Source organism: uncultured Thioclava sp. (genome assembly GCF_913064665.1).
GTDB classification, from domain to species: Bacteria; Pseudomonadota; Alphaproteobacteria; order Rhodobacterales; family Rhodobacteraceae; genus Thioclava; species Thioclava arctica.
In genome coordinates this window covers 42405-63497 of record NZ_CAJYBT010000004.1, presented here as the reverse complement: position 1 = coordinate 63497, position 21093 = coordinate 42405, and the positions used below count along the sequence as shown (strand labels likewise).

Here is a 21093-nt window from a genome sequence, read left to right as displayed (position 1 = left end):
TTTCCGACCGTATTGGTCGCAATCGCGCACCAGGACTCATCCTTCAAACTTAGATGAAAGGCCGGTCGCGGGCGCATGTCCGCATGCCGGAAATATCAAATGATACAAACAGTTGACCATCAGAGCGACCCGTTCACAATAGAGGCTGCAATCGCCAAATTCGGCGCGGGAAAAGTGCTGCGCTCGGCCATCTTGGCCCTGCTTACACGCAGTCCAAAACCCGTCAATGTCGATGTGCTGAGCAACCATCTGCGCAAGGATATCGGTTTGGGGCCAAACGAACCACCGCCTGATCCCAGAAGGTTCATCCGGTAAGCGAAAGGGCCGGGCGCATCCTGCGTCCGGCCCCCAAACTCATTTCTAAAACGTGGCTTATGCCAGCGCTTTGTTGAGATACTCGTCAACCTTTTCGAGATAGCCCATCGTGGTGAGCCATTTCTGATCGGGGCCAACCAGCAGCGCGAGATCCTTGGTCATGTGACCATCTTCAACCGTCTGCACGCAGACTTTTTCCAGCGTCTCGGCAAAGTTCAGCAGCGCTGCGTTATTGTCGAGTTTCGCGCGATGCTTGAGGCCACCGGTCCAAGCAAAGATCGACGCGATCGAGTTGGTCGAGGTTTCCTTACCGGCCTGATGCTGGCGGTAGTGACGCGTCACGGTGCCATGCGCCGCTTCGGCCTCAACCGTCTGACCATCGGGCGTCATCAGCACCGAGGTCATCAGACCCAGCGAGCCAAAGCCCTGCGCCACGGTGTCGGACTGCACGTCGCCATCGTAGTTTTTGCACGCCCAGACATAGCCGCCCGACCATTTCATCGCCGAGGCGACCATATCGTCGATCAGGCGGTGCTCATAGGTGATGCCAGCGGCTTTGAACTTGTCGGCGAATTCTTCGTCGAACACCTTCTGGAACAGATCCTTAAAGCGACCGTCATAGGCCTTGAGGATGGTGTTTTTCGTGGACAGATAGACCGGCCAGCCTTTGACGAGACCGTAGTTCATCGAGGCGCGGGCGAAGTCGATGATCGATTCATCGAGGTTATACATCGCCATCGTCACACCGGCGGAGGGTGCGTCGAACACGTCCTTTTCGATCACGGTGCCGTCGTCGCCGACGAATTTGATCGTCAGCTTGCCCTTGCCGGGGAACAGGAAGTCGGTGGCGCGGTACTGGTCGCCAAAGGCGTGACGGCCAACCACGATCGGCTTGGTCCAGCCCGGCACCAGACGCGGCACGTTCTTGCAGATGATCGGCTCGCGGAAGATCACACCGCCAAGGATGTTGCGGATCGTGCCGTTGGGGCTGCGGTACATGCGCTTGAGGCCGAACTCTTCGACGCGTGCTTCATCGGGGGTGATGGTGGCGCATTTCACGCCCACGCCGTATTTCTTGATCGCCTCGGCGGCATCCACGGTGATCTGGTCGTCGGTGGCGTCGCGGGACTCGATGCCAAGATCGTAATATTTCAGGTCGATATCGAGATAGGGCAGGATCAGTTTCTTCTTGATGAAGTCCCAGATAATGCGGGTCATCTCATCGCCGTCGAGTTCGACGACGGGGTTTTCTACCTTGATCTTGGTCATATTGCCCTCTTGGTTTGGGTGACTCGAGAATTGAGCGCGTCATAGCGTAATCCGAGGCGCTTGGCTAGTCGGTATGCGATTGTATACGAAGAGTCGTCAGCTGCGCGCGGCAAACCAAGGGGCGACCTTGGCCTTCACCCAAACCCAGACATCGGGCAGGCCATTGGCAATCTTGGTGCCGATGCGGGTTTCAAGCTGCTCATAGCTGACATCATAGTCGATCCAAGACCCGCCGCCCGCTTGCAGGTTCAGCAAGACCGGCTGCGTGCGATCCAGCGATTTCGCATAGATCGCATCGGGGGTCTCATTGGCCTCGAACTCGGTCCAAAGCGCGTGAAGTTCATCGCCTAAATCACGGGGAAGAAGCCCAAAAATGCGTTCGGCCGCTTTCGCCTCTGCGGCCTGAATTTCGGCTGATCCATGCGCGGACCCGCCTTGCAGATGGATCGGCACATCGCCCACGTCGATCTCAACCAGATCGTGGATCAGAAGCATCTTGATCGCGCGGCTCATGTCGACCCCTGCGGGGGCCTGATCTGCCAAAATCAACGCATACAGCGCCAAGGTCCAGCTATGTTCGGCCGAGTTTTCCGGGCGCGAAGCATCGTGGATAGGCGTCGCGCGCGTGACGGATTTGAGCTTTTCGACCTCTGCCAAAAAGACCATCTGCTCTGCAAGCCGTTCGCTCATTTTTGCCTCCAAAGCCTTGGAATTGCCAAAAGCACCGCCAGAAACGCAAGAAACGCGCCAATTCGCAAGGTCATCGCGCCATCGCCAAAGGCATTGCAAGCGATGCGCGGTGCGAGAAAAGCGTAAAAAGCCACGGTGCCAAGGATCGACATCACCACTACGCCCAAGCCGATCACCGGCGAGAGCGCGCGATTGGCCGACGCCAGAAAAAGCAGCATCCAGCTAACCCAAAGCGGGCCCACCAGAGTCAGCATATGGACAGGATGGCGCAGCAGATCGCCCATGCCCGCAAGCAAGACCATGCCTTTATCGCTGCCCTGAAGCCGGCTTTCGCAAATCAAATGCGAGGCGTGAAAGCCCGTCGCGACAAGCAACGAAAGACCCAGCGCAAGCGCTGCGGCATAGACCCACCGCGCGCGTGCTGGCCTCACTTGGGCGCGTCCTCGGCGGGCGCGGGCTTTTTTGCCGAGCGCAACTCGCCCAATCGCTTCTCGAAATAGGCCCGCCCGCGCAGTTCCGCCAAACGCAGGCGACACGCCGTCATGAACGCTTCCTGTAAGGACGGGCTCGAGGTGCCGATATAATTACCGATATCAATATAGAACCGATCCTCGCCAAGCTCTTTTTGCGCCTCGATCACATCATGGGCAAGCTGTTCGGCGAGATCCTCGATCAGCGCCATTAACGCGTGCCCTCGGTCAAACGACGACGCACATAGGTTTGAACGATGTCGATCATCGGCTTCATGTGCTCTTCCTCATTCTTGAAGAAGTGATCGGCCCCTTCCATCACCTCATGGGTGATGGTGATCCCTTTTTGCTCATGCAGTTTTGACACAAGCTGCTCGGTCTCTTTGGGTTGCGCGATGCGGTCATTCGAGCCGTTGATGATCAGACCCGAGGACGGGCAGGGCGCAAGGAAGGAATAGTCGTAATTGCCCGGACCGGGCGAAGAGGGCCCCGGAGGCGCGACCGAGATAAACCCGGTGATTTCAGGACGGCGCATCAACAGCTGCATGCCGATCCAGGCACCAAAGCTGTGCCCGGCGACCCAGCAATGTTTCGAATTGGGGTTCATCGTTTGCAGATAATCCAGCGCCGAAGCGGCATCGGACAATTCGCCAATGCCCTGATCATATTCGCCCTGACTGCGCCCCACGCCGCGGAAATTGAACCGCAAAACGGTGAAGCCCATTTTGTAAAAGGCGTAGTGCAGATTGTACACGACACGATTGTTCATCGTGCCGCCAAATTGCGGATCGGGATGCAGCACGATGGCGATCGGCGCATCGGGTGCGGGCTGCGGGTGATAGCGCCCTTCAAGGCGACCTTCGGGACCGGGGAAAATGACTTCGGGCATTGTCTCTCGTTTTCGTTCGTTCGCTGCCTTTTGGGCGCGCAGCGCAGGTGGCGCTTTTCTTGACGCACACGCGCGGCTACCCTAGGAGGAAGCCACCCCCGGCATTATGCTGGAGGATCGGGTAGGGTGGAGGTAATCGGCCCTCGCGCTTGCGTCAATGCTTTAGCGGGTTTTGTGTGTGCGCAGGGGCGATTTCGCCCCGGTTTGGGGCCGATAAGCAGGAGGGCGGCATGAAACTATCGACAAAAGGGCGCTACGCGATGGTCGCGCTGGTCGATCTTGCGCTGGCAGGCGTGGGGCAACGCACCTCGCTGGCCGCGCTGTCAGAGCGTCAGGATATCTCGCTGCCCTATCTCGAACAGCTTTTCGTGCGCTTGCGCCGCGCCGGATTGGTAACATCGGTGCGCGGCCCGGGCGGCGGTTACCGCCTTGCACGCGAGCCCGCCGAGATTCGTATCTCCGAGATTTTCGAAGCGGTGGATGAAACCGTGTCAGCGATGCATGTGGGCGCGGGCGCCTCGGGCGGGATTTCAGGCTCGCGCGCGCAATCGCTGACCAACCGCCTTTGGGAAAGCCTGAGCGCGCAGGTCTTTGTGTTTTTGCACCAGACCTCGCTTGAAGATGTGGTCACAAACGGGCTTAAACCCTGCCCGGCAGTCACGCATCTGTTTCAGGTTGTGGACGAATAACACCCAAGGCTTATCTGGCAGGGCGAAGATGAGTATTTGGGGCTAGATGAAAGGCGCAAGCCGTTTGCTTTCATCTAGCGATAAATACTCCCGCCGGAGGCATCCGACCTCTCAACTCGCGAGGCGCTATGAAATCTGCAATCTATCTGGATTGGAACGCGACCACGCCTTTGCGCGCCGAGGCGCGCGCGGCGATGATCGCGGCGATGGACGAGGTGGGCAACCCGTCCTCGGTGCATAGCGCGGGGCGTGCGGCCAAGGCGCTGCTCGAGCGCGCGCGCGCGCAGGTCGCCACAGCCTTGGGCGCCGAAGGGCAGGATGTGATCTTTACCTCGGGCGCGACAGAGGCGGCGGCGCTGGTGCTGGCGGGGCAGGGCTATCATTGCGCAGGTGTCGAACATGATGCGGTGCGCAGCTGGTGTGTTGAAGATCTGGCGGTGGACCGCGCGGGGCGCATTGCGATCGGCGATCCGGGGCATGCTTGCGTGCAGCTTGCCAATTCTGAGACCGGTGTGATTCAGGATCTGCCTGAGGGGTTGGCGGTTAGCGATCTGACCCAAGCCTTCGGCAAGATCCCGTTTGCGTTTAACTGGCTCGGACTGCGGGCGGGGATCGTGTCGGCCCATAAGCTGGGCGGCCCGAAAGGAATCGGGGCGCTGATCGTGAAACGGGGCACCGAAATTGCCGCGCAGTTGAAAGGCGGCGGACAGGAAATGGGGCGGCGCGCGGGCACCGAGAACCTGATCGGCATCGCCGGATTTGGCGCGGCCGCCGAGGCCGCTTCGCGCGATCTTGAGCGTGGAATATGGCAAAACATTGAGAAACTTAGAAGCGTTCTAGAAAATGCCATTGCGGATCGGGCAAAAGATACTATTTTTGTCGGGAATGAATCGCACAGGCTTTCGAACACCTCTTGCTTCATCACGCCCGGCTGGAAGGGCGAGACGCAGGTGATGCAGATGGATCTGGGCGGATTCGCGGTTTCGGCGGGCTCGGCTTGCTCCAGTGGCAAGGTGCGCGCCAGCCACGCGTTGCAGGCGATGGGCTTTGACGCCGAGGCCGGGTCATGTGCGCTGCGGGTCTCGTTGGGGCCGGATACGCGCGTAGAAGATGTGCTGCGTTTCGCCGAGTATTGGCTGAAATGCGAAGGGAAACACCGCGCGCGGCGCGGCTGAGCGAACAGGAGAGCCGAGCATGGCAGAGGTTGATCAAGTCGAAGTTCGCGAGGGCGTGGACCGTGAGACGGTGGAAGCCGTTCAAAATATGGGCGCGTATAAATACGGCTGGAACACGGAAATCGAGATGGACTACGCGCCCAAGGGCGTGAACGAGGACATCGTGCGCTTGATTTCCGGCAAGAATGACGAACCGGACTGGATGACCGAATGGCGCCTTCAGGGTTTTGCGCGCTGGCAGGATATGAAAATGCCCGATTGGGCGCTGTTGAACGTCCCCGGCATCGACTTTCAGGACATCTATTACTACGCGCGCCCCAAGAGCATGGAGGTCAAACCGAAATCGCTTGATGAGGTCGATCCCAAGCTGCTGGCAACCTATGAAAAGCTGGGCATTCCGCTGAAAGAGCAGTTGGTTCTGGCTGGCGTTGAGGGCGCAGAGGAATACGATCCCAATGAGCGCCAAGTCGCCGTGGATGCGGTGTTTGATTCTGTTTCCGTGGGCACGACCTTCAAGGCCAAGTTGGCTGAGGCGGGGGTAATCTTCTGCTCGATCTCCGAGGCGATCCAAGAGCATCCCGAGTTGGTGAAGAAGTATCTTGGGACTGTCGTGCCTCAGGGCGACAATTATTTCGCCGCGCTGAATTCGGCTGTGTTCTCGGATGGCTCGTTTGTTTACGTGCCGCCGGGTGTGCGCTGCCCGATGGAGCTGAGCACATATTTCCGCATCAATGCCGAAAACACCGGCCAGTTTGAACGCACGCTGATCATCGCCGATAAGGGCAGCTATGTGAGCTACCTTGAAGGCTGCACCGCGCCCAAACGCGACACCGCCCAGCTGCACGCCGCCGTGGTCGAAATCATCGTTGAGGAAGACGCGGAGGTGAAATACTCCACCGTGCAAAACTGGTATCCGGGCGATGAGAACGGCAAGGGCGGCATCTATAACTTCGTCACCAAACGCGCCGATTGTCGTGGGGATCGGGCGAAAGTGATGTGGACGCAGGTGGAAACCGGCTCGGCGATCACGTGGAAATACCCGTCCTGCATTTTGCGCGGCAATGAAAGCCAAGGCGAGTTCTACTCGATCGCGATCGCCAACAATTACCAGCAGGCCGATACCGGCACCAAGATGATCCATCTGGGGCGCGACACGCGCTCGCGCATCGTCTCCAAGGGGATCTCGGCTGGGCATGCGCAAAACACTTATCGCGGGTTGGTTTCGATGCATCCCAAGGCCAAGGAATCGCGCAACTACACGCAATGCGACAGTTTGCTGATCGGCGATCAATGTGGCGCGCACACGGTGCCTTATATTGAGGTCAAGAATAATTCGAGCCGGGTCGAGCATGAGGCCACCACCTCGAAGGTCGATGACGATCAACTGTTTTATTGCCGCGCGCGGGGCATGGACGAGGAAGAAGCCGTGGCGCTTGTCGTGAATGGTTTCTGCCGCGAAGTGCTGCAAGCGCTGCCGATGGAATTCGCGATGGAAGCGCAGGCGCTGGTCGCGATCTCTCTGGAGGGGAGCGTCGGGTGAGACAGGCGAAATTTCTCCCTGAGGTTGTCACTGATGCGCCCCAATTGGGGCGCAATCGGGCAGCAGTTTCGGATCTGTTGAATGACAGATCTGGGGTTGAAAATGTCCTTAGCCAGCACCAATTTTTCCGATCGCCTCTCGCGCATCGAATCGTCGCAAAAACGCCTCAAGGGCGGCGTCGTGCTGCATGTCGGGGACAACGAGATGCGCGTGCGCTCGGTCTCCGAGCTGCGCCGCGCGGTCGCGCAAGAGAAGACCACCACCGGGTTTCGGCCCTTCGCGTTTCTCGGCGCAACGGTTCTTGGGACGTTCGGGGTTGTGGTAGCGCTGGCGCTACGCGAACGCATTTTGACGCCGCAAATCGCAGCCTTGATCAACAATCATCCCCAACTTGCCGTCTTCGGGGCGGCTTTGCTGATCGCGATGATCGTTGGCTTTTTCCTGCGGCTGACATCGATCAAATTGCTTGCCTTTCAGATCGCTGGAATCCTTCTGACAATGGCCACGCTGCACAATCTCGCATTCTGGCAGCCTCAGATTGCGGCGCAGGTTTTCTCGCGCGATTGGGTGGCGCATCAGACCGCGACGCATGCCGCGCGCACGGTTATCTTCGGCCAGACGACCATCCCCTTCTGACCTTCGGGCGCGCGACCCGATTGGGTCGCCGCGCTGGAGGTCAGCTATGATCATCACCACAACCCCGACGGTTGAGGGACGCCCGATCACCTCTTATCACGGCATTGTCGTGGGCGAGGCGATCATGGGCGCCAATATTGTGCGTGATCTCTTTGCGCAGGTCACCGATATCGTTGGCGGGCGCTCGGGCGCCTATGAATCCAAACTGCAAGATGCGCGCGAAACCGCGCTGCGCGAGCTTGAAGAGCGCGCCCTGAAACTGGGCGCCAATGCCGTTGTCGGCGTGGACCTCGATTACGAGGTCGTCGGCCAATCCATGCTTATGGTGTCGGCCTCCGGCACCGCTGTCACCCTTTCCTGAAGGACCGAAATATGTTGGAAATCAAGAACCTGCACGTCAAACTTGAAGAAGAGGATAAGCAAATCCTCAAGGGCGTGAACCTGACGCTCGAGGATGGCAAGGTCCATGCGATCATGGGGCCGAACGGCTCGGGTAAATCGACGCTGAGCTATGTTCTGTCGGGGCGCGATGGCTATGAGGTCACGCAGGGCGAGGCGCATCTAAACGGTCTGAACCTGCTGGAGGCCGAGCCCGAAGAACGCGCCGCTGCCGGTCTGTTTCTGGCCTTCCAATACCCGGTCGAAATTCCGGGCGTGGGCAATATGACCTTCCTGCGCACCGCGCTGAACTCGCAGCGCAAGGCGCGTGGCGAGCCCGAGATTTCGGCGGGCGATTTCCTCAAACTCGTGCGCGAAAAAGCGAAGTCGCTGAAAATCGACGCTGAGATGCTGAAGCGTCCGGTCAATGTCGGCTTTTCGGGCGGTGAGAAAAAACGCAACGAAATTTTGCAGATGGCGATCCTTGAGCCGAAAATGTGCATCCTGGATGAAACCGATTCGGGCCTTGATGTGGATGCAATGCGTCTGGTCTCGGACGGGGTGAACGCGCTGCGCGATGGCACGCGGTCGTTCCTTGTGATCACCCATTACCAGCGTTTGCTCGATCACATCAAACCCGATGTCGTGCATATCATGGCCGATGGTCGCATCATCGAAACGGGTGGGCCGGAACTGGCGCTTGAGGTCGAGAAAAACGGCTATGCCGCGCTGTTGGACAAGCACGGTATCGCGCAGGAGATGGCGTAATGTCGGCTGTCGAGAAAATGACCCCCGCCGAGGCGCGGCTGGCCCGTGTCACCTTGCCCGAAGGGATGGGCCCGGCGCGGCGCGCGGCGCTCGATCGGCTGGTCGCGATGGGCCTGCCAGGTCGGCGTGATGAATATTGGCGCTGGACCAATCCGACCGATCTGATTGCGCCCGAGCCGGTGCCCGCTGCGCCTTTCGTCGATGACGAGCCCGCGCTGTTTGGCGATGTTGAGCGGCTCAAAATCGTGTTCCGTGATGGTGTGTTTGACGCCGAGGCGTCCGATGATCTGGCCCTCTCGGGCGTCGAGATCTCGCGTCTTTCCGAGGCGCGTGATGTGAATTGGGCCAGCGGTCTTTATGGCACGCTGGAAACCGCCGGCCAGACCCCGGTTGAGCGCCCCTTTGCCGCGCTCAACACCGCGTCGGCCGAAGATGGTGTGCTGATCCGTGTGACGGGTAAGGTCGAGACGCCCGTAAACCTGATTTATATCCATGAATCAGAGAGTTCCGATGCGATCTTGCACCACGTTATCAAGCTGGAAGAGGGCGCCGAGATCACCGTTCTGGAAAACGGCCCGGCAGGCGCACGCGCCAATCTGGTGATGGAAGTGGATGTCGCCAAATCCGCGCGGTTTCACCATATCCGCGTTCAGGGCCGCGATCACGAACGCCGTATGCTGACCGGCATTTTCGCCCGCATCAGTGAGGGCGCGCTGTTCAAAAGCTTCACGCTCAGCTCGAACGGGGCGCTCACGCGCAACGAATGCGTGCTCGATATCGTGGGCGATGATGCCAATGCCCATGTCGCAGGCGCGGCGTTGGGCGATGCGAAAACGCGCCCGTTTCATCACGACGACACGATCTTCATCACCCACGGCGCTGAGCGCGGCGAAAGCCGTCAGGTGTTCAAAAAAGTGCTGAAGAACGGCGCACAGGGCGTGTTCCAGGGCAAAATTCTGGTGAAACCCGGCGCGCAGAAAACCGATGGCTACCAGATCAGTCAGGCCTTGCTGCTGGATGAGGACAGCCAGTTCCTTGCCAAGCCCGAACTGGAAATCTACGCCGACGACGTGCAATGCTCGCATGGCTCCACCACCGGGGCAATTGACGAGACGGCGCTGTTCTACCTGCGCTCGCGCGGCATTCCGACTGAGGAGGCGACGGCGCTTCTGGTGCTGTCTTTCCTCGCCGATGCGATCGAGGAGATCGAGCAGGAGCGTTTCCGCGATGAGATCGTGACCCGGCTGGAAGGCTGGCTTGCGCGGCATCGCAGCTGAGATGGCGGCCACCGATGATATCTGGCGCAGCTATCGCCGCCCGCGTGTGGTGATGCGCGAACATCTGGCGCGCGCGCGTTCTGAGCCGCGCGCGCTGGTGTTCTTGCTGCTCGCGCTGACGGTGATTTTCATCGGCCAATGGCCGCGCTTGTCACGCCTGTCCTACCAGATGCCAGATCAGCCGATGGTCGGGCTAATGATGGGCACGCTTCTGGCGCTTTTGGCCATGATCCCCGTGTTTTACGCCGCGGCCGCGCTTGGCCATCTCGGCGCGAAACTGATTGGTGGACAGGGCAGCTGGTATGGCGCGCGCGTGGCGCTGTTCTGGGCGCTGCTGGCGGTGTCGCCGCTGATGCTGCTGCAAGGTCTGGTGGCGGGTTTTATCGGGGCCGGGCCGCAATTGGCGCTTGTTTCGGGGCTTGTGTTCATCGTCTTCGTGGTGTTCTGGATGGCGGGGCTGCGCGTGGCCGAGTTTGAAACGGAGACGTCGTAATGCCCGATCTCAAGGATTGGTTGATCCGCAGCTTCTCCGAGCCGCAAGCCGTCGCGCGCGAGTTGATGGCGCTGCGTCTGGATATGTCCACCCGGCTTTTGGCGATGGCGCTGGTTGTGGTCATGACGGTGATCTTGGGCACGCTGGCGCAAATGGTTTTCGTGCTCATTACCAAGATTGAACTCGGTGATTTGACGGCGCCCCTTGCCGTGATGGGGCTGCAGATCGCGTTGATTCTATATGGCGCTTTCGTGCTTAGCTTCGTCGGGCAGCGGTTTGGCGGGCAGGGCAGCTTTGGTGACGCGCTGTTGCTGATCACCTGGATCGAGTTCGTGCTGATGGTCGGGCAGACGATTCAGGTCGTTTTGATGGTGTTCTTTCCGGTTTCAGCCACGATCATGTCGATCCTGCTGATCGGGTTGATGTTCTGGCTTTTTGTGCAATTCAGCATGGCGCTCCATGGCTTTACCAACCCGTTCGCGGTGGCGGTCGGGGTGCTTTTAACCTTTGTCGGCTCGGCGCTGGTGGCGGGGTTGATTCTGGTCTCGACAGGTTTGCTGCAAGTGCCCGCAACGCTGTGAGGAAAACAGATGTATGATATCGCGAAAATCCGCGCCGATTTCCCGATCCTGAGCCGCGAAATCAACGGCAAGCCTTTGGTTTACCTTGATAACGGGGCGTCCGCGCAAAAGCCGCGCGTGGTCGTGGATGCGATGAGTGATCTGTATCTCAACGACTATGCCAATGTGCATCGCGGGCTGCATACGCTGTCCAATATCTCGACCGAGAAATACGAAAGCACGCGGGCCATCGTGGCGCGTTTCTTGGGCGTGAAGAACGAGGATGAGATTATCTTCACCACGGGCGCGACCGAGGGGATCAATCTGGTTTCTTACGGCTGGGCCGCGCCAAATTTGCAGCCGGGCGATGAAATTTTGCTATCGGTGATGGAGCATCACGCCAATATCGTGCCGTGGCATTTCCTGCGCGAACGTCAGGGCGTGGTGCTGAAATGGGTGGAGCCAGAACCCGATGGTTCGCTGCCGCCCGAAAAAGTCCTCGAGGCGATCACGGATCGCACCAAGCTGATCGCAATTGCACATATGTCCAATGTGTTAGGAACCAAAGTTGATGTTGCGAGCATCGCCAAAGCCGCGCGCGAAAAAGGCATCGCGACGCTGGTGGATGGCTCGCAAGCGGCGGTGCATGGGCCCGTTGATGTCGATGCGATTGGCGCAGATTTCTACGTTATCACCGGGCATAAACTTTATGGCCCCTCGGGCTCGGGCGCGATTCATATCCGCTCTGAACGCATGGCGCAGATGCGGCCCTTCATGGGTGGCGGTGATATGATCGACACGGTCACGCGCGACAGCGTTACCTACAACACCCCGCCGATGAAATTTGAGGCCGGAACCCCCGGCATCGTGCAGCAAATCGGCATGGGTGTGGCGCTGGAATATATGATGGGCGTCGGGATGGAGAACATCGCCGCGCATGAGCGCGATCTGCGCGATTATGCGCAGGCCAAGTTGGCGGGGCTGAATTGGCTTAGCCTGCAGGGCACGGCTGCGGACAAAGGCGCGATCTTCTCGTTCACGCTCAGCGGGCCTGCGCATCCCCATGATATCTCAACGATTCTTGACAAGCGCGGCGTAGCCGTGCGCGCAGGCCAGCATTGCGCCGGGCCACTGATGGACTGGCTCGGGGTGACGGCTACGGCGCGCGCCTCTTTTGGGATGTATAACACCCGCGACGAGGTCGACGCGCTGATCTCTGCGCTGGAACTGTGCCACGATCTGCTGGGATAGCCCGAAAGGCGCATAAAAAGTGAGCGGGCAGGGCCTTGGCCTAAACCTGTGATCTAGGTGCGTATTTTTTGATCAATCGCCCGCGCCTTGGGCCTTTTCTGCGCGCTTTGTGCATTTTGCGAGTGTGAAGCGGGCCGGGCACACCTAGTCTTGGGGAGAACAATGAACGGGGCGCATCGATTATGGCGATTCATGCCAGCATTCACCATCTGACCCATTACACTTATGATCGGCCGGTCACTTTGGGCCCCCAACTCATCCGGCTGCGGCCTGCGCCCCATTCGCGCACGCGCGTGATCTCGCATTCGCTCAGGGTTTCGCCCGGCGGGCATTTCGTGAACCATCAGCAAGACCCCTATGGCAACTGGCTGGCACGGTTCGTGTTTCCCGAGCCGGTGCGCGAGTTCAAGATCGAGGTCGATCTGACCGCCGATATGACCGTCTACAACCCGTTTGATTTCTTCGTCGAAGACAGCGCCGAGACGTGGCCTTTTGAGTATTCCGACGACCTGCGCGATGACCTGTCGATTTATCGCACCCCCGAACCCGAAGGCCCGTTGCTGGCGCAATTCGTGGGCGCGCTGGATTTTCAGGAAAACCGCACCGTTGATTTCCTGATCGCGCTGAATGCGCGGATTTCGCAGGTTGTGGGCTATACGATCCGGATGGAGGCAGGCGTGCAGACGCCCGATGAGACGCTTTCGAGCAAGATGGGGTCGTGTCGTGACAGCTCGTGGCTGCTGGTGCAGGTGCTGCGTCATCTGGGTTTTGCGGCGCGGTTTGTCTCGGGCTACCTCATTCAGCTCAAACCCGATCTTGAGGCGCTGGATGGCCCTTCGGGGACCGATCACGATTTCACCGATCTGCATGCGTGGTGTGAGGTGTTCTTGCCCGGTGCAGGCTGGATCGGTCTGGACCCGACTTCGGGACTGCTGACGGGGGAATCCCATATTCCACTCGCCGCGACCCCGCATTATCGCAATGCAGCGCCGATTTCGGGCGGGTTTTCCGCCCAGGGCACGCCAGAGGTGAATTTCGACTTCGACATGACCGTGACCCGCGTGGCCGAACATCCGCGCATCACCAAACCGTTTTCCGACGAGAGCTGGGAGCGGCTCAATGCGCTGGGGCGCAAGGTTGATGAAAGTCTGGCCGCGGGCGATGTGCGCCTGACGATGGGCGGCGAGCCCACCTTTGTCTCCATTGATGATTTCGAAAGCGCTGAGTGGAACACCGACGCGGTTGGCCCGCAAAAACGTGCGTTGGCAGATACGCTAATCCGCAAACTGCGCGACCGTTTCGCGCCGGGCGGTTTCTTGCATTACGGGCAAGGCAAGTGGTACCCGGGCGAAAGCCTGCCGCGCTGGACGTTTTCGCTTTACTGGCGCCGCGATGGCAAGCCGGTCTGGCGCGATGAATCGCTGATTGCCTATGAGGGCGATGACACGGGCGCAGGGCCGGAACAGGCGGGCACGCTGATGCGCGGTATCGCGCAGCGTCTGGGGCTGGAGCCGGAAAACGCTCAGCCCGCGTTTGAAGATCCCGCCGAATGGATGCTCAAAGAGGGCAACTTGCCCGACAATGTCACCCCCGAAGATAGTAAGCTGAAAAACCCCGAGGACCGCGCCCGGTTTGCGCGGGTTTTTGAGCGGGGTTTGGATAAGCCGACCGGATTTGTGCTGCCGATTCAGCGCTGGCAATCCAAGGCGATGCCGGGCCATCGCTGGCGCTCGGAAAAGTGGAAAACCCGGCGTGGCAAACTGTATCTGGTGCCCGGCGACAGCCCGGCAGGCTTTCGTTTGCCCTTGGGCGCCCTGCCGCATGTGCCGCCCAGCCAATACCCCTATCACTACGTCACCGATACTTCGCTGCCCAAAGACGATCTGCCCGATTTCCATGAACAGGTCGAACGCGCGGTGGCGGAGGGTTTGGTGGCCGCTGCCTCCAAAGAGCGCAGCCAACCTGTCTCCGAAGCGCAATCGTCTGACGCGGCGCAACAGATCGTCGAGCAGGAATTGGGCGCGATTGATGGCGTCGTGCGCACCGCGATTTCAGTGGAACCGCGTGATGGGCGGCTCTGTGTCTTCATGCCTCCGACAGAGGATCTTGAGGACTATCTGGAGCTGATTGCCGCCGCCGAGGAAAGCGCCAGAGAAATGGGTCTGCCGATCCATATCGAGGGCTATGCACCGCCCTCGGACCCACGCCTAAATGTGATCCGCGTCGCCCCCGATCCGGGCGTGATTGAGGTTAATATTCACCCCGCCCATAACTGGGAAGAATGCGTGGCCACCACCGAGGCTATCTATGAAGAGGCCCGCCAGTCCCGTCTGGGCGCGGATAAGTTCATGATCGACGGGCGGCACACGGGCACCGGCGGGGGCAACCATGTGGTCGTGGGCGGGGAAACCTTGCTCGACAGCCCGTTTCTACGCCGCCCCGATCTGCTCAAATCGCTGATCCTGACATGGCAGCGCCACCCCTGCCTGAGCTACCTGTTTTCGGGTCTGTTCATCGGCCCGACCTCACAGGCCCCGCGTATCGACGAGGCGCGCCACGACACGCTGTATGAACTGGAAATCGCGCTGAGCCAGATCAATCCGCCAACCGAGGGCGCAGTGCCCCCGGCCTGGCTGGTGGATCGCCTGCTGCGCAATATGCTGACCGATGTGACGGGCAACACCCATCGCGCCGAGATCTGCATCGACAAGCTGTTCTCGCCTGACGGACCGACCGGCCGTTTGGGTCTGGTCGAGTTCCGCGGCTTTGAGATGCCGCCAGATCCGCGCATGTCCTTGGCCCAACAATTGCTGCTGCGCGCCATCATCGCGCGCTGCTGGAATGCGCCGATCTCGGGCAAACCGGTGCGTTGGGGGACGGTGCTGCATGACCGTTTCATGCTGCCCCATTTCCTGTGGGAAGACCTGCGCGATCTACTGTCGGATCTGCGCGATCACGGCTTTGACCTTGATCCGCAATGGTTTGAGGCGCAGGCAGAGTTCCGCTTTCCGTTCTGTGGGCAGATCGAGGCCGAGGGCGTGCATCTCGAAATCCGCCAAGCGCTGGAGCCATGGCATGTGCTGGGTGAAACCGGTGCGATTGGCGGCACGGTGCGCTATACCGACAGCTCGGTCGAACGGCTTCAGGTCACGATGACCTCGCTGCATCAGGATCGCTACAAGATCATGTGCAACAAACGCCCGGTGCCGCTGGCCAAGACCGCGACCTCCGGCAAATTGGTGGGCGGTGTGCGCTACAAGGCGTGGCAACCCGCCGAGGCGCTGCACCCGACGCTTCCGGTCAATGCGCCCCTGACCTTTGACATCTATGATGACTGGACGGCCAGGGCGATTGCGGGCTGTGTCTATCACGTCGCCCATCCCGGCGGGCGCAGCTATGACACTTTCCCGATCAATGGCAACGAGGCCGAGGCGCGCCGTCTTGCGCGGTTCGAACCCCATGGCTACAGCCCCGGTGATTACCGACCCGCGCCGGAACAAACGCATCCGGAGTTTCCCCATACGCTTGACCTGCGCCGCCCCATCGGGCTGAGTTGATGCGGTAAATCTCGGAGACCCGATGGAGCAACCCAACAGTCAGATCGAACGCCACCCGCTTTTGGCGCGCTATCGGCCTGCGCCGGGCGTGTCGGATGAATTGTTTGACACGCACGGTCGTATGCGCCCGGTCTGGCGCCCCTTTGTGGAAAAATTCCTTGAACTGCCGCCTGCGGAAATCGCGAAGCGTTTTGAACGGGGTGATCAATATCTGCGCGATGCGGGGGTCTATTACCGGCGTTACTCCAACGATCCCTTGACCGAACGCGAATGGCCGCTCAGCCATATTCCGGTGATCTTGCACGAAACCGAATGGGGCCGGATTTGCGACGGGCTGGCGCAGCGCGCCGATCTTCTTGAGGCGGTGATGGCCGATCTGTATGGCCCCCGTCGGCTGGTCAGCGACGGGCATCTGCCGCCCGAACTGATCGCGGGCAATCAACATTGGTTGCGCCCGATGGTCGGCGTGCCTCCGCGTGGCGGGCATTACCTGCATTTCTTGGCGTTTGAGATCGGGCGCTCGCCGGACGGGTCGTGGTTCGTGCTCGGTGATCGCGCGCAGGCCCCCTCGGGGTCGGGGTTTGCTTTGGAAAACCGGATGGCGACGGGGCGGATCTTTCCCGAAAGCTTCCCGCGTGACCACATCCACAAATTGGCGGCGTTTTTCGGAGATTTTCGCAGCGCTTTGGAGGATCTGGCCTCGCAGGGGCATGAGGGTGCGCGACGTGCCGCCATCCTGACGCCGGGTCCGGCCAATGACAGCTATTACGAGCACACCTATATCGCGCGCTATCTTGGTCTGCCGCTGCTTGAGGGCGAGGATCTACTTGTCGAAAACGGCCAAGCGATGGTGCGCACGATTGAGGGGCCAAAACCGCTTGGGGCGCTGTGGCGGCGCATGGATGCGGGCTTTGCCGATCCGCTAGAGTTCCGTCCCGAAAGCCAGATCGGCACACCCGGCCTGATGGAGGCGGTGCGGTTGGGCAATCTGGCGATGGCCAATGCGCTTGGCGCGGGCGTGCTGGAAACACGCGCTTTGATGGCGTTCTTGCCCAAAATCTCGCGCGTTTTACGGGGCCAGCCGCTTGCGATGAACAATATCGCGACGTGGTGGTGTGGCAGCGCAACTGAGCGCGAACATGTGCGCAACAATGCGGCCAATATGATGATTGGCCCCGCTATGGCGGTGGATCTGCCCTTTGATCTGGATGCCACAACCGCACTGGGGGGAACATTTCGCGGCACGGCGCAAGACTCGATTGAGCGATGGCTTGAGGCAGAGGGTTCTAATCTGGTGGGGCAAGAGGCGGTCACGCTCTCGACCACGCCAGCTTGGCGCAACACGCCCGAGGGCGGCGCGCTGCGGCCCTGTCCGATGACGGTGCGGGTGTTTGCGGCACGCACCGCGCATGGCTGGCGTTTCATGAAGGGCGGCTATGCGCGCATCGGTCCCGAAGGCGACACCACCGCGCTGTCGATGCAGCGCGGCGGGGCGGTGGCCGATGTCTGGATCGTCGCAGATCGCCCGGTGCCGCCCATCACTTTGGCGCCCCCCGCCGGAACCGAGTTTCGGCGGGAAACGCAAGGCACTTTGCCTGCGCGCGCGGCGGATAACCTGTTTTGGCTTGGCCGTTATATCGAGCGCTGCGAAGACGCGATCCGTCTGATCCGCGCCTATCATCTGCGCCTTGCGGCGACGGGCAGCGCCGCCGATCCGCGTCTTGTACGTATGGGCGAGTTTCTGGATGCCGTGGGCATCGATGTCAGCGATCCGGTGCCCGAGGCGCTGATTGCGCGGCTGGATGCGGCGCGCGCGTGTGCGTCGAAATTGCGCGACCGGTTTTCCACCGATGGCTGGCTTGCGCTGCAAGATCTGGCCAAGACCGCGCGCCAGATGACGCAAACCTCGCGCCCTGGCGATGATACCGCGCGCGCGATGGGGGTGTTGTTGCGCAAGATCACCGGGTTTACCGGCTTGGTGCATGAAAATATGTATCGCTTTGCGGGCTGGCGGTTCCTGTCCATCGGGCGGGCGTTGGAACGCGCAGACGCCATGGCGGCCTTGCTGATACAATTCACCGATGCGGATGCGCCCGAAGGTTCGCTCGATCTTGCCGTAGAGGTGGGCGACAGCGTGATCACCCATCAACGCCGCTACCGGGTGCGCACCAATCGCGATACCGTCGTGGATCTGCTGGTGCTTGATGCCGACAATCCGCGCGCAATCATGTTCATGATCAATGACTTGAAGGCCATTCTTGAAGCGCTTCCCAAGGCGCAGGTCGATGGTCGGCCGGGGCCGATCTTGCGCGCGCTTTTGCCGTTGCGCACGGAATTGTCGGTTGCCGAGCCCAAGATGATCACGCCGCAATACCTGAGAAAATTGCGCAGCCAGCTGTATCAGGTTTCTGATCTGATATCTGACAGTTATTTAAGGTAGCCCAATGCGTTATGAGCTGAAGCTAAAGCTGAAATACGCCTATGACGCGCCCTCTGACCACGCGCGCAACATGTTGCGTTTGCTGCCCGGCGATATCGAAGGCGTGCAGGTAGTGCGCGCGCGGCTGTTGCAGTTTGATCCGGTCCCGTCTGAACGTCATGACAGCTGCGACTTTTTTGGCAATGCCGTGACCTCGGTTGCGTGGCATCTGCCCTTGGCAGAAATCGAAGTCACGCTGGAGGCGAAGGTTGATCGCTTGGCGGCATCCTCGGCGTTTGATCTGTCGTGCTCGTTGGGGGAGTTGCGTGAAGAACTGGCCCAGCAACGCGATTTGGGGCCGATGAGTCCGCATCATTTTATGGGGGCCTCGCACCGCGCTGCGCCCGATCCTGACATGACCGCCTTTGCGCGCTCGTTGATTTCGCCCGGCATGACCGCCTATCAGGCGATTGAGGCGATTGGGCGCGCGCTGTTTGAAGAGATGCGTTTTGACGCCAAGGCCACCAATGTGGACACCCCCGCCGCCGAGGCTTTTGTCAATCGCCATGGCGTGTGTCAGGATTTCACCCATATCATGATTTCTTGTTTGCGCGGGATCGGCGTGCCTGCGGGCTATGTGTCGGGGTTTTTACGGACCTATCCGCCCCCCGGCCAACCGCGCCTTGAGGGGGCGGATGCGATGCATGCCTGGGTGCGCGCCTGGGCGGGGGTCGATATGGGCTGGGTGGAATTCGATCCGACCAACAATCAGACTGCGGGCGAGGATTATATTACCGTTGGCTATGGTCGCGATTACGATGATGTGCCGCCCTTGCGCGGGGCAATGCGCGGGGCAGGCGGGCAGCAAAGCGCGCAGGCGGTAGATGTCCTTGCTTTAAGCTGAACATTTCAACGCCTCGTGATGGGCGACGTTGCGGCATTTGTTGACCAAGCAATCAAATGACGTTTTACTCCCTCACCAGTTCGTGTCGGGATTTGACCTCATAAGATGGCGAGTCGGCACAGCCGAAGACTAACCAACAGGAAGGATAAATAATGACCATTCGTTCAATGCTTCTGGCATGTTCCGCCGCTGTCATGTTGACGGCGGGTGCAGCCGGGGCCAAGACGCTTGTCTATTGCTCAGAGGCTTCGCCCGAGGGGTTTGATCCCGCGCCTTATACCGCTGGCACGACCTTTGATGCGTCGTCGCACCCGGTTTATGACCAACTGGTCGAGTTCAAACCCGGCACCACCGAAATCGAACCGGGTCTGGCCGAGAAATGGGATGTGTCCGCAGACGGGCTGACCTACACGTTCCACCTGCGTCCGGGCGTGAAATTCCACTCGGTCGACGGCTTTACCCCGACGCGCGATTTTAACGCAGATGACGTGATCTTCTCGTTTGATCGTCAAGCGGACCCGAAAAACGCCTATTATCAATATGCGCCCGGCATCTCGTATGAATATTACAACGCGATGGACATGCCCAAGATCGTGAAATCGGTCGAGAAGGTCGATGACCTGACGGTCAAGTTCACCCTGACCGAGCCCAACGCGCCGTTCCTGGCAGATATGGCGATGGATTTCGCCTCGATCCTGTCCAAGGAATATGCCGACAAGCTGGCAAGCGAAGATCGCAAGGCCGACATCAACAACGTGCCCGTCGGCACGGGGCCGTTTGAGTTCGTCGCATATCAGAAAGACGCTGTGATCCGCTACAAGGCGAATCCGGACTATTTCAAAGGCAAGACCCCGGTGGATGATCTGATCTTTGCGATCACCCCCGATCCGGCTGTGCGCATGCAAAAACTGCAAGCGGGTGAATGCCAGATCATGCCCTATCCGGCACCGGCAGATATTGCCGCACTCAAAGCCGACAAGAACCTGACCGTGGAAGAGCAGCCCGGTCTGAACGTCGCCTATCTTGCCTATAACACCAAGCAAGCGCCGTTCGACAATGTGAACGTGCGTAAAGCGCTGAACATGGCGATCAACAAGCAAGCGATCATCGAAGCGGTGTTCCAAGGTGCCGGTCAAGTCGCCAAGAACCCGATCCCGCCGACCATGTGGTCCTATAACAAGGACATCAAGGACGACGCCTATGATCCTGCAGAAGCTAAGAAAATGCTTGATGCGGCAGGGGTGAAAGACTTGACGATGAACATCTGGGCGATGCCCGTGCAGCGGCCCTACATGCCCAATGCACGCCGCACCGCCGAGTTGATGCAATCCGATCTCGCCAAGGTTGGCGTGACGGCCAATATCGTGTCCTATGAATGGGGTGAATACCTCAAGAAATCCAAAGATCCGGCCCGCGACGGCGCGGTAATCTTGGGCTGGACGGGTGACAATGGCGATCCCGACAACTTCTTGGGCGTGCTGCTGAGCTGTGCGGGTGCGGAAAGCGGTGCCAACCGTGCCTTCTGGTGTGACAAGGATTTCGAAAACCTGATCACCAAGGCCAAGCAAAGCTCGGATATGGCAGAGCGCACCAAGCTGTATGAGCAGGCTCAGGTCGTGTTCAAAGAGCAAGCACCGTGGGACACGCTGGCCCATTCGACGGTGTTCATGCCGATGTCGAAAAAAGTGACCGGATATGTGATGAGCCCGCTGGGTGGTCATGACTTCTACGGGGTGGACATTCAGGAATAATCCTGAGCCACTGACATATCCTTTAGGGGCGCCCGGTTGATCCGGGCGCCCCGATAATTTAG

At 59.8% G+C, this 21093-nt stretch carries 20 protein-coding genes; 15 read left to right on the top strand and 5 right to left on the bottom strand.

Annotated elements, in window-relative coordinates; all coding sequences use genetic code 11:
• Positions 1-99 precede the first annotated feature (99 nt).
• Entirely contained in the window at positions 100-315 is a 216-nt protein-coding gene (locus QZ571_RS02605; protein ID WP_295531271.1) for a hypothetical protein, read from the top strand.
• A 57-nt stretch (positions 316-372) separates the two neighbouring features.
• Here QZ571_RS02605 and QZ571_RS02600 read toward each other — a convergent pair whose 3' ends face one another.
• The 5 genes from QZ571_RS02600 to QZ571_RS02580 all read right to left on the bottom strand — a co-directional run bounded on the left by QZ571_RS02600 (position 373) and on the right by QZ571_RS02580 (position 3633).
• Positions 373-1584: an NADP-dependent isocitrate dehydrogenase gene (locus QZ571_RS02600; RefSeq protein ID WP_295531268.1), complete on the bottom strand. Its 1212-nt coding sequence runs from the start codon at positions 1582-1584 to the stop codon at positions 373-375.
• Positions 1585-1680: 96 nt separating this feature from the next.
• Positions 1681-2274: an HD family hydrolase gene (locus QZ571_RS02595; RefSeq protein WP_295531265.1), complete on the bottom strand. Its 594-nt coding sequence runs from the start codon at positions 2272-2274 to the stop codon at positions 1681-1683.
• The gene (locus QZ571_RS02590; RefSeq protein ID WP_295531262.1) at positions 2271-2705 is read right to left on the bottom strand and encodes a hypothetical protein; all 435 of its coding nucleotides are present in this window, start codon (positions 2703-2705) and stop codon (positions 2271-2273) included. Before QZ571_RS02590 ends, QZ571_RS02595 begins: the two co-directional genes overlap by 4 nt.
• On the bottom strand, positions 2702-2956 hold the full coding sequence (locus tag QZ571_RS02585; RefSeq protein WP_295531259.1) for a hypothetical protein: 255 nt from the start codon (positions 2954-2956) through the stop codon (positions 2702-2704). The genes QZ571_RS02590 and QZ571_RS02585 overlap by 4 nt, the downstream gene beginning before the upstream one ends.
• Entirely contained in the window at positions 2956-3633 is a 678-nt protein-coding gene (locus QZ571_RS02580) for an alpha/beta hydrolase (RefSeq protein ID WP_295531256.1), read from the bottom strand. Before QZ571_RS02580 ends, QZ571_RS02585 begins: the two co-directional genes overlap by 1 nt.
• A gap of 230 nt (positions 3634-3863) precedes the next feature.
• Between QZ571_RS02580 and QZ571_RS02575 the strand changes: the two genes are divergently transcribed.
• From QZ571_RS02575 to QZ571_RS02510, 14 genes are all read left to right on the top strand, one after another.
• Positions 3864-4322: an Rrf2 family transcriptional regulator gene (locus QZ571_RS02575; protein WP_295531255.1), complete on the top strand. Its 459-nt coding sequence runs from the start codon at positions 3864-3866 to the stop codon at positions 4320-4322.
• A gap of 128 nt (positions 4323-4450) precedes the next feature.
• The gene (locus QZ571_RS02570; RefSeq protein ID WP_295531252.1) at positions 4451-5497 is read left to right on the top strand and encodes an aminotransferase class V-fold PLP-dependent enzyme; all 1047 of its coding nucleotides are present in this window, start codon (positions 4451-4453) and stop codon (positions 5495-5497) included.
• A gap of 19 nt (positions 5498-5516) precedes the next feature.
• On the top strand, positions 5517-7037 hold the full coding sequence (gene sufB, locus QZ571_RS02565) for a Fe-S cluster assembly protein SufB (protein WP_295531249.1): 1521 nt from the start codon (positions 5517-5519) through the stop codon (positions 7035-7037).
• An 81-nt stretch (positions 7038-7118) separates the two neighbouring features.
• Complete coding sequence (locus QZ571_RS02560; RefSeq protein ID WP_295531246.1) at positions 7119-7673, top strand: hypothetical protein; 555 nt, start codon at positions 7119-7121, stop codon at positions 7671-7673.
• A 46-nt stretch (positions 7674-7719) separates the two neighbouring features.
• Positions 7720-8034 (top strand): heavy metal-binding domain-containing protein, encoded by a 315-nt coding sequence (locus QZ571_RS02555; RefSeq protein ID WP_295531243.1) that lies wholly within the window; start codon positions 7720-7722, stop codon positions 8032-8034.
• A gap of 11 nt (positions 8035-8045) precedes the next feature.
• Positions 8046-8819 (top strand): Fe-S cluster assembly ATPase SufC, encoded by a 774-nt coding sequence (gene sufC / locus QZ571_RS02550; protein ID WP_295531240.1) that lies wholly within the window; start codon positions 8046-8048, stop codon positions 8817-8819.
• A complete protein-coding gene (sufD, locus tag QZ571_RS02545) occupies positions 8819-10096 on the top strand; it encodes a Fe-S cluster assembly protein SufD (RefSeq protein ID WP_295531237.1) in 1278 nt (425 codons plus the stop codon). The genes sufC and sufD overlap by 1 nt, the downstream gene beginning before the upstream one ends.
• Positions 10077-10589: a YIP1 family protein gene (locus tag QZ571_RS02540; RefSeq protein ID WP_295531234.1), complete on the top strand. Its 513-nt coding sequence runs from the start codon at positions 10077-10079 to the stop codon at positions 10587-10589. Before sufD ends, QZ571_RS02540 begins: the two co-directional genes overlap by 20 nt.
• Positions 10589-11170 (top strand): YIP1 family protein, encoded by a 582-nt coding sequence (locus QZ571_RS02535; protein ID WP_295531231.1) that lies wholly within the window; start codon positions 10589-10591, stop codon positions 11168-11170. Before QZ571_RS02540 ends, QZ571_RS02535 begins: the two co-directional genes overlap by 1 nt.
• Positions 11171-11179: 9 nt before the next feature.
• Positions 11180-12400 carry a cysteine desulfurase gene (locus QZ571_RS02530; RefSeq protein ID WP_295531228.1) on the top strand — a complete coding sequence of 407 codons (1221 nt, stop codon included), beginning with the start codon at positions 11180-11182 and terminating at the stop codon, positions 12398-12400.
• A gap of 182 nt (positions 12401-12582) precedes the next feature.
• On the top strand, positions 12583-15957 hold the full coding sequence (locus QZ571_RS02525) for a DUF2126 domain-containing protein (protein WP_295531225.1): 3375 nt from the start codon (positions 12583-12585) through the stop codon (positions 15955-15957).
• Positions 15958-15979: 22 nt separating this feature from the next.
• On the top strand, positions 15980-18397 hold the full coding sequence (locus QZ571_RS02520) for a circularly permuted type 2 ATP-grasp protein (RefSeq protein WP_295531222.1): 2418 nt from the start codon (positions 15980-15982) through the stop codon (positions 18395-18397).
• Between the two features lie 4 nt (positions 18398-18401).
• Positions 18402-19280, top strand: a complete 879-nt coding sequence (locus tag QZ571_RS02515; RefSeq protein ID WP_295531219.1) for a transglutaminase family protein — start codon at positions 18402-18404, stop codon at positions 19278-19280.
• A gap of 152 nt (positions 19281-19432) precedes the next feature.
• Positions 19433-21031: an ABC transporter substrate-binding protein gene (locus QZ571_RS02510; protein WP_295531216.1), complete on the top strand. Its 1599-nt coding sequence runs from the start codon at positions 19433-19435 to the stop codon at positions 21029-21031.
• Positions 21032-21093: the final 62 nt, after the last annotated feature.

Excerpts from the sequence above, each read along its gene's own strand:
- QZ571_RS02600 (WP_295531268.1), bottom strand. The coding sequence starts at position 1,584 with ATGACCAAGATCAAGGTAGAAAACCCCGTCGTCGAACTCGACGGCGAT.
- QZ571_RS02535 (WP_295531231.1), top strand. The coding sequence starts at position 10,589 with ATGCCCGATCTCAAGGATTGGTTGATCCGCAGCTTCTCCGAGCCGCAA.
- QZ571_RS02580 (WP_295531256.1), bottom strand. The coding sequence starts at position 3,633 with ATGCCCGAAGTCATTTTCCCCGGTCCCGAAGGTCGCCTTGAAGGGCGC.
- QZ571_RS02520 (WP_295531222.1), top strand. The coding sequence starts at position 15,980 with ATGGAGCAACCCAACAGTCAGATCGAACGCCACCCGCTTTTGGCGCGC.
- QZ571_RS02560 (WP_295531246.1), top strand. The coding sequence starts at position 7,119 with ATGACAGATCTGGGGTTGAAAATGTCCTTAGCCAGCACCAATTTTTCC.
- QZ571_RS02595 (WP_295531265.1), bottom strand. The coding sequence starts at position 2,274 with ATGAGCGAACGGCTTGCAGAGCAGATGGTCTTTTTGGCAGAGGTCGAA.
- QZ571_RS02605 (WP_295531271.1), top strand. The coding sequence starts at position 100 with ATGATACAAACAGTTGACCATCAGAGCGACCCGTTCACAATAGAGGCT.
- sufC (WP_295531240.1), top strand. The coding sequence starts at position 8,046 with ATGTTGGAAATCAAGAACCTGCACGTCAAACTTGAAGAAGAGGATAAG.
- QZ571_RS02585 (WP_295531259.1), bottom strand. The coding sequence starts at position 2,956 with ATGGCGCTGATCGAGGATCTCGCCGAACAGCTTGCCCATGATGTGATC.
- QZ571_RS02530 (WP_295531228.1), top strand. The coding sequence starts at position 11,180 with ATGTATGATATCGCGAAAATCCGCGCCGATTTCCCGATCCTGAGCCGC.
- QZ571_RS02525 (WP_295531225.1), top strand. The coding sequence starts at position 12,583 with ATGGCGATTCATGCCAGCATTCACCATCTGACCCATTACACTTATGAT.
- QZ571_RS02575 (WP_295531255.1), top strand. The coding sequence starts at position 3,864 with ATGAAACTATCGACAAAAGGGCGCTACGCGATGGTCGCGCTGGTCGAT.
- QZ571_RS02555 (WP_295531243.1), top strand. The coding sequence starts at position 7,720 with ATGATCATCACCACAACCCCGACGGTTGAGGGACGCCCGATCACCTCT.
- sufD (WP_295531237.1), top strand. The coding sequence starts at position 8,819 with ATGTCGGCTGTCGAGAAAATGACCCCCGCCGAGGCGCGGCTGGCCCGT.
- sufB (WP_295531249.1), top strand. The coding sequence starts at position 5,517 with ATGGCAGAGGTTGATCAAGTCGAAGTTCGCGAGGGCGTGGACCGTGAG.
- QZ571_RS02515 (WP_295531219.1), top strand. The coding sequence starts at position 18,402 with ATGCGTTATGAGCTGAAGCTAAAGCTGAAATACGCCTATGACGCGCCC.
- QZ571_RS02570 (WP_295531252.1), top strand. The coding sequence starts at position 4,451 with ATGAAATCTGCAATCTATCTGGATTGGAACGCGACCACGCCTTTGCGC.
- QZ571_RS02510 (WP_295531216.1), top strand. The coding sequence starts at position 19,433 with ATGACCATTCGTTCAATGCTTCTGGCATGTTCCGCCGCTGTCATGTTG.